The sequence below is a fragment of the Tahibacter caeni genome (assembly GCF_024609805.1).
Taxonomy (GTDB): Bacteria; Pseudomonadota; Gammaproteobacteria; order Xanthomonadales; family Rhodanobacteraceae; genus Tahibacter; species Tahibacter caeni.
Window position 1 is genome coordinate 1 of sequence record NZ_JANFVR010000263.1, and the last position, 6,885, is coordinate 6,885.

7 protein-coding genes are annotated in these 6,885 nt (G+C 72.5%); all 7 read left to right on the forward strand.

The annotated features are described in order from the left end of the window. The coding region (locus tag NON22_RS18100; RefSeq protein ID WP_257388351.1) for an FkbM family methyltransferase at window positions 1-840 on the forward strand (840 nt) is incomplete at its 5' end. Next, the gene (locus tag NON22_RS18105; protein WP_257388352.1) at window positions 828-1,916 is read left to right on the forward strand and encodes a glycosyltransferase family 4 protein; all 1,089 of its coding nucleotides are present in this window, start codon (window positions 828-830) and stop codon (window positions 1,914-1,916) included. The genes NON22_RS18100 and NON22_RS18105, both read left to right, overlap by 13 nt. Beyond that, complete coding sequence (locus NON22_RS18110; RefSeq protein WP_257388353.1) at window positions 1,913-3,001, forward strand: glycosyltransferase; 1,089 nt, start codon at window positions 1,913-1,915, stop codon at window positions 2,999-3,001. The genes NON22_RS18105 and NON22_RS18110 overlap by 4 nt, the downstream gene beginning before the upstream one ends. Next, complete coding sequence (locus tag NON22_RS18115; protein ID WP_257388354.1) at window positions 2,985-4,190, forward strand: glycosyltransferase; 1,206 nt, start codon at window positions 2,985-2,987, stop codon at window positions 4,188-4,190. The genes NON22_RS18110 and NON22_RS18115 overlap by 17 nt, the downstream gene beginning before the upstream one ends. A gap of 1 nt (window position 4,191) precedes the next feature. Beyond that, window positions 4,192-5,511 (forward strand): hypothetical protein, encoded by a 1,320-nt coding sequence (locus tag NON22_RS18120; RefSeq protein WP_257388355.1) that lies wholly within the window; start codon window positions 4,192-4,194, stop codon window positions 5,509-5,511. 8 nt (window positions 5,512-5,519) lie between these two features. Beyond that, window positions 5,520-6,689, forward strand: coding sequence for a carboxylate--amine ligase (locus NON22_RS18125; RefSeq protein WP_257388356.1), 1,170 nt, complete (start codon window positions 5,520-5,522; stop codon window positions 6,687-6,689). Then, window positions 6,686-6,885 (forward strand): ChbG/HpnK family deacetylase (locus tag NON22_RS18130; RefSeq protein ID WP_257388357.1); only part of this gene is annotated, 200 nt, incomplete at its 3' end. The genes NON22_RS18125 and NON22_RS18130, both read left to right, overlap by 4 nt.

Consider the following 6,885-nt stretch of genomic DNA (forward strand, 5'->3'; position numbering starts at 1 on the left):
GGCCGCTGCGTGCGCCGTCTCGCCGCGCAGCGCCGGCGGCGCGGGGCGCCGCGCATCGCCTGCTTCGCCGACGACGACATCGGCGCGCAGATCCTCGCCCATGGCTGGTACGAGGACCTGCTGCTGCAGGCCCTGTTCGAGGTGTTCCTGCGCGACCGCGCCGCGGCGTTCCGCGACGGCGCCGCCGTCGACGTGGGCGCGAACATCGGCAATCACACGCTCTGGTTCGCGCGCCGCTTCGCGCGCGTCGTCGCAGTCGAGCCGAACCCGATCTGCACCCACCTGCTGCAGGCCAGCCTGCTGATGAACGGCGTCGACAACGTGCACCTGCTCGCGCTGGGTCTGAGCGACGGCGCCGGCGAGCGCAGGTTCCACGCGGACCTGCAGGGCAATCTGGGCCGCTCGGGGCTGACCGCGGAACTCGCCGCGTCGGCGACGCGCAGCTTCCCGGTCACGGTCGCACGCGGCGACGACGTGATCGACGCGGCGGCGCTGGCCGGACTGCCGCTGCGCCTGATCAAGCTCGACATCGAAGGCCACGAGCTCGCCGCCCTGCGCGGTCTCGCCTACGTGTTGCAGACGCAGCAGCCGCTCGTGCTGTTCGAGGCCAACCGCGCCGACGGCGACGGCGGCGGCAACGCCGTGCTGGCCGAGCTCGCGCTGCGCGGCTACCGCCACTTCTACGTGATCGAGACCAATGCGGCGCCGGGCGCCGGATCGCTGCGCCGGCTGCTGTACCGCCTGCGCCAGGGCCTGCGCCTGCGGCTGCGCGAAGTCGCGCAGTTGCCGCCGCGCCGGCACAGTCTCGTTCTCGCGGCGACGCAGCCATGCGCATCCTGATCCTCGCCCAGCACCTCGGCCGCGCGCTCGGCGGCATCGAGATCCAGTGCGACCTGCTCGCGCGCGAACTTGTCTCGCTCGGCCATACCGTGCACTACGGCGCCGCCCACGGCGTGGAGCCGGCGGCCGCGACGACGGTCTACGCGCTGAGCCGCTGGACGCCGGGCTCGCCGGCCTCGCTCGCGCAGCTCCTGAACGAGGCCGCGCCCGACGTCGTGTATCTGCGCCACAACAAGACCTCGCTACGCCGCACGGCCGGCCAGCTGCGCGCGGCCGGCGTGCCGCTCGTGTTCGCCGTCTCGAGCCTGCAGGACGTGCAGCCCTGGAGCTACCACCGCAAGCATGCGGCGCCGACGCCGCGGCGGCTCGCCTCGATCGCCTGGCAGCGCCTGCGCAGCCGCTGGAACTGGAGCGGCCTGCGCTGGGCCGCCGGCGCCGTCAGCCTCAATCCGCACTACACCGAGCGCCTGCCGGTCGCGCGGCGCATCCACATTCCCGACGCGATGGAGACGGCCGCCGTGCCGTTCCGCTGGCCGCGGCGTTACGTGGCCTGGGTCGCGCAGGTCAAGGACTACAAGAACCCCGGCGACTACGTCGAGCTCGCGCGCCGCTGCGCCGATCTCGACCTCGACTTCCTGCTCGTCGGCGCCGTGATCAGTCCGCGCTATGCCTGGATCGCCGACCCGGCGCGCACGCCGGCGAACTTCCACTATCTCGGCCAGCGCACGCCGGCCGAGGTCAACGGCATTCTGGCCGGCGCGCAGGCGCTCGTGCACACCTGCGATCCGGAAGGCTTCGGCAACAACTTCATCCAGGCCTGGCAGCAGGGCACGCCGACCTTGTCCCTGCGCTTCGATCCGGGCGGCCTGATCGAAGGACGCGGACTCGGCGCGGTACCCGGCAGTCTCGACGGGCTCGAGCAGGCCCTGCGCGCGCTCGTCGCCGATCCGGACCGCCGCGCCGCGATGGCCGCGCGCGCGCGGCAGCACGCCGACGAACAGCACGACCCGCGGCGCAACGCGCAGCGCCTCGCCGACTTCCTCGCTGCCGTCGCGCGGCCGCGGAGCGAGACATGAAGGTGCTGTTCCTGACCAAGTATCCGCCGGCCGGCGCGAGCAGCCGCTATCGCGTGTTCCAGTACCTGCCCTATCTCGACGCGGCCGGGGTCGACTATCGCGTGCAGAGCTTCATGAGCCCTGCCATGTATGCGCTGGCCCAGCGCCCGGGCCATGCGCTGCGCAAGAGCCTGCACGCGGCCGCGGCGCTGGCCCGCCGGCTCGCCGCGCTGTGGCGCTGCGGCCGCTACGACCTGATCTTCCTGCAGCGCGAATGCCTGCCGCTCGGGCCGCCGCTGATGGAGCGCCTGTTCCGGCGCTGGCGCATACCGACGATCTTCGACTACGACGACGCGCTGTTCATCGTGAAGCCGAGCACGCACAACGGCTTCGCCGACGCCCTGCGCAGCGGCGCGCGCACGCGCGAGATCCTGCGTCTCGTCGACTGCGTGCTGGCCGGCAACGACTGGCTGCGCGCGCGCGCCGTCGACGCCGGCGCCGCCGCCGCGCGCACGCTGCACGTGGCCGAAGACCTCGCGCGCTGCGCGCGGCGGCCCGTGCACGAAGGCACGGCGACGACGCTCGGCTGGCTCGGTTCGCCGAGTACCGAGAAATACCTCGAGCTGCTGCGCGCGCCGCTGCGCGCGCTGTGCCGGCGCCATCCGCAGCTGCGGCTGCTCGTCGTCGGCGGCGGCGCGTTCGCCGATCCGGAGATTCCGGTCGAGCACCGCGCCTGGGACTACGCGCGCGAGGTCGCCGACCTGCACGCGTTCGACGTCGGCCTGATGCCGCTGCCGCTGGAGGAATGGTCGCTCGGCAAGTCCGGCGGCAAGGCGCGCACCTACATGGCCGCCGGCGTGCCGGCGGTCTGCACCGGCATCGGCTTCAACTGTGAGCTGATCCGCGACGGCGAGACCGGCTTCCTCGTACGCGAGCCGGCCGAGTGGGAAGCCGCGCTCGAACGGCTCGTCGCCGATGCGGCGCTGCGCGAACGCATCGCCGCGGCCGCGCGCGCCGAGGTCGAGCAACGCTATTCGCTGGAGCGGCTCGGGCCGCAGTTCGTCGCCGTGCTGCGGGAGGTCGCCGGACATGGCCGCCGCGGCTGAAGTGCTCTACCTGTCCTACAACGGCATCGGCGAGCCGCTCGTGGAATCGCAGGTACTGGCCTATCTGCGCCGGCTCGCCGCGACGGGGCTGCGCTTCACCCTGCTGACCTTCGAACGCCGGGCTATCGCGGGCGAACGCGAAGCGGCCCTGCGTGCCGCGCTCGCGGCCGACGGCATACGCTGGCACTGGCTGCGCAGCCGTGCCGGCTGGGGCCCGCTGTCCTCGCTGCTCGACGTGCGCCGCGGCCTCGCCGCGGTGCGCGCGCTGCATGCGCGGCACGGCTTTCGCCTCGTGCATGCGCGCAGCTTCCTGCCGGCGCTGATCGCGCAGCGCTTCAAGCGCCGCAGCGGCGTGCCGTATCTGAACGACCTGCGCGGCTTCTGGGTCGACGAGAAGGTCTACCGCGGACGGCTGCGCGGCGACGGCGCGGTCTATCGCATCGCCAAGCGGCTCGAGGCGCAGGTGCTGCGCGACAGCGACTACATCGTCTCGCTGAGCGAGCGCGGCGCGCGCGAGCTCGGCAGCTTCTCCGCCTGGCGCGGCGGGCCGCTGCCGCCGCTCGCGACTATCCCGACCTGCGTCGACCTCGACCGCTTCCGCCCGGCCGGCGCGAAGGCGCCGCCGCAGCCGCTGTTCGGCTACGTCGGTTCGCTCAGCGAGGAATACCTGCCCGAGGAAGTCATCGCCTGGTTCGCCGCGGCGCGCCGACGTTTTCCGGACAGCCGCCTGGAGCTCGTCACGCGCAGTGCGGAGACGCCGCTGCGCGCGACCCTCGCGCGCCACGACGTGCCGGAGGACCGCGTGCGGCTGCATGCGCTGCCGCCGGCGCAGGTGCCCGCGCGGATCCAGCATTTCGACGCGGCGCTGTCGTTCATACGGCCGCATTTCGCGAAGCTCGCGAGCTGCCCGACCAAGGTCGGCGAATACCTCGCCTGCGGCGTGCCGGTCATCGGCAACCGCGGCATCGGCGATCTCGATGCGCTGCTCGGCGACGGCGGCGCGGGCTGCGTGCTCGCGGACTTCGCGCCCGAAGCGCGCGCGCAGAGCTTCGATCACCTGCAGCGGCTCTGGCAGGATCCGGCGCTCGCGGCGCGCTGTCGCGCGTTGGCCGAACGCCATTTCTCGCTCGCCGAAGGCTGCGCGCGCTATGCGTCGGCCTACGCGCGGCTCCTCGGCGCGGCGGCCTGACATGTTCGAGACCACGCTCGAAATCGCCATCGCCGTGCTGTCGCTGGGCTGCCTCGTGCTGGCCTGGCTGCTCGCGCGGCGCGACCGCGATCCGCAGCGCCGCGCCGTCACGCCGCTGCCACCGACCTCCGGACCGCTGCCGGGACCGGCCGCGCGGCGCTTCCTGGTGCGCGTATTCATCGGCGCCCTGCTCGTGCGCGCGCTGGGCGTCGCGCTGATCACGGTGACCGACGCGATACGCCAGCTGAGCCTGAGCCCCGATTCGCTGCGCTACCACCGCGAAGGCGTCGCGATCGCCGAACAGATGCGCGACGGCTTCTTCAACGCGCCGAACTGGATCGACAACGGCTGGTTCCAGTTCACCGGCCTGGTCTACTGGCTGCTCGGCCCCGAGCCGCTGTACATCCAGACCGTCAACATCGTGCTCGGCGCGCTGACGCCGCTGATCGTGTTCCGCCTCGTGCTCGCGGTCTACCGCGTGGAAAAGCTCGCGCGCATCGTCGCGCTGCTCGTCGCGTTCTTTCCGTCGTTCGTCTACTGGTCCTGCCTGATGCTCAAGGACCCGGTGTCGATCTTCAGCGTGAGCCTGCTCGTGCTGTCGGTCGTGCGCCTGCGCGAAGGCTTCCGCGCCGGCCCGCTCGCCGGCATGGCGGCCGCGCTGCTGATCCTGCTCGGCATCCGCGAATACCTGTTCTTCGTCTGCCTGTTCCTCGTGCTGATCTGCTACGTGCCGGTCGAGGGCCGGCGCACCGCGCCGCTGCTCGCGACTCTGGCCGGCCTCGTCGTGCTGATCGGCGCGGCGACCTGGTTCGCCGGCTTCGGCGTGTTCGGCGCCGACTACATCCGCCAGTCGCATTATTTCGATCTCGACTACATCAACCAGTCGCGCATCGCTATCAGCCACGGCAGCGGCGCGTTCTTCGCCGCACCGGAAACCGCGGTCTGGGGCCAGGACCTCGCCTCGACCCTGCGCGCCACCGTCGCGGCGCTGTATTTCTTCTTCGTCTCGGTCGACCTGACCCAGATCGGCAGCCAGCGCCAGCTCATCGCCTTGCCCGAGATCCTCGTGATCCTCTGCCTGCTGCCCAGCCTCGTGCGCGGCCTGCGCTGCAGCTGGCAGCACGCGCGCCAGGCCTCGCTGCCGCTGGCCGTGTTCGCGTTCGGCCTGCTCGCGGTCTACGGCTCGGCGGCGACGAACATGGGCGCGATGTTCCGCTGGCGCATGCAGGCGCTGCCGCTGCTGCTGACCTTCATGGTCTACGGCGCGTTCGTGCACGGCCGCGGCCCGATCTACCGCACGCTGCAGCGGCTGAAGCTCTAGGACTCCCGATGCGCATCGACGCCGTCGTACTCGGACTCTCGCCCACCGGGCTCTACGCGCTGCGCGAGCTGCACGCGGCCGGCTATGCGGTCGCCGGCGCAGACCGTAGTCCCGGCTGCGCGCGCTATTCGCGCGCGGCGCGGACCAGCTGGCTCGCGCGCGACGACGAGGAGCTGATCGCGCGCCTGCACCGCCTGGCCGACACGCAGGCCGCGCCGCCGCTGCTTCTGCCGACCAACGACCACTACATCGAACTGCTCGGCGCGCGCCGCGACGAGCTCGCGCCACGCTTCCGCTTCGCCGGCTGCTACGGCGGCGTCGCGGCGGAGCTGCTCGACAAGCAGCGCTTCCATGCCCTGTGCCGGCGCCACGGCATCGCGACGCCCGGGGTCTGGCTGCTGCCCGATGCGCAGGCGCTCGACGACGCGGCCGCGGACATTCCGTGCCCGTGCCTGCTCAAGCCGACTCTCGTGCACAAGGCGCGGCCGTTCCTGCGCGGCGCGAAACTGCTGATCGCGCGGACGCGCGAAGACCTCGGGCGCCTGGCTGCGACCTTGCCGCGCGACAGCGGCGCCTGGCTCGTGCAGGAGATCGTGCCGGGCCCCGAATCGGAAATCACCGTGTTCGGCGCCTACGTCGACGCGACCGGCCGCGCGCAGCAGAGCTTCGTCGCGCGCAAGCTGCGCCAGTATCCGCCGGGCTTCGGCTCGGCCTCGCTCGCACTGAGCGCCGACTGCGCACAGACCCGCGAACTGTCGCAGGACTTCCTGCGCGCCATCGGCTTCCACGGCATCTGCGGCACCGAGTTCAAGCGCGATCCGCGCGACGGCCGGCTCAAGATCATCGAGATCAACCCGCGGCCGACCCTGTGGTTCGCGCTGAGCCATGCCGCCGGCAAGCGCATCGCCGCGGCCTGCGCGCGCGACCTGCGCGGCGAGTCCGCGCCCGAGGACACGGCACAGCGCGACGGCGTGCTCTGGCGCTATGCGCTGAAGGACCTCGCCGCCGCGCGCTTCTACCGCCGCCACGGTGCCGGCTTCGTGCTGCCGGCGCCGCAGACCGCGGCCGCCGCACGGGCCAGCGGCCGCAGCTGGGCCGTGTTCGACGGCCGCGATCCGCTGCCCGCGCTGATGGAGCCGCTGCTGTTCCTGCGCAAGCTGTTCGCGGGGCGCGCATGAGGCGGCTCATCGTCAATGCCGACGACTTCGGCCTCTGCGACAGCGTCAATGCGGCCGTCGTCGACGCGTTCGCCGCGGGCTGCCTGTCGAGCACCACCCTGCTCGTCAACGGCGCCGCCGCGGGCGCCGCGGCCGCGCTGGCGCGCGCGCATCCGGGCCTCGGCGTCGGCCTGCATTTCAACCTGACCCTCGGCGC

Coding starts and splice junctions, on each gene's coding strand:
- NON22_RS18105 (WP_257388352.1), top strand. CDS start 828: ATGCGCATCCTGATCCTCGCCCAGCACCTCGGCCGCGCGCTCGGCGGC.
- NON22_RS18110 (WP_257388353.1), top strand. CDS start 1,913: ATGAAGGTGCTGTTCCTGACCAAGTATCCGCCGGCCGGCGCGAGCAGC.
- NON22_RS18115 (WP_257388354.1), top strand. CDS start 2,985: ATGGCCGCCGCGGCTGAAGTGCTCTACCTGTCCTACAACGGCATCGGC.
- NON22_RS18120 (WP_257388355.1), top strand. CDS start 4,192: ATGTTCGAGACCACGCTCGAAATCGCCATCGCCGTGCTGTCGCTGGGC.
- NON22_RS18125 (WP_257388356.1), top strand. CDS start 5,520: ATGCGCATCGACGCCGTCGTACTCGGACTCTCGCCCACCGGGCTCTAC.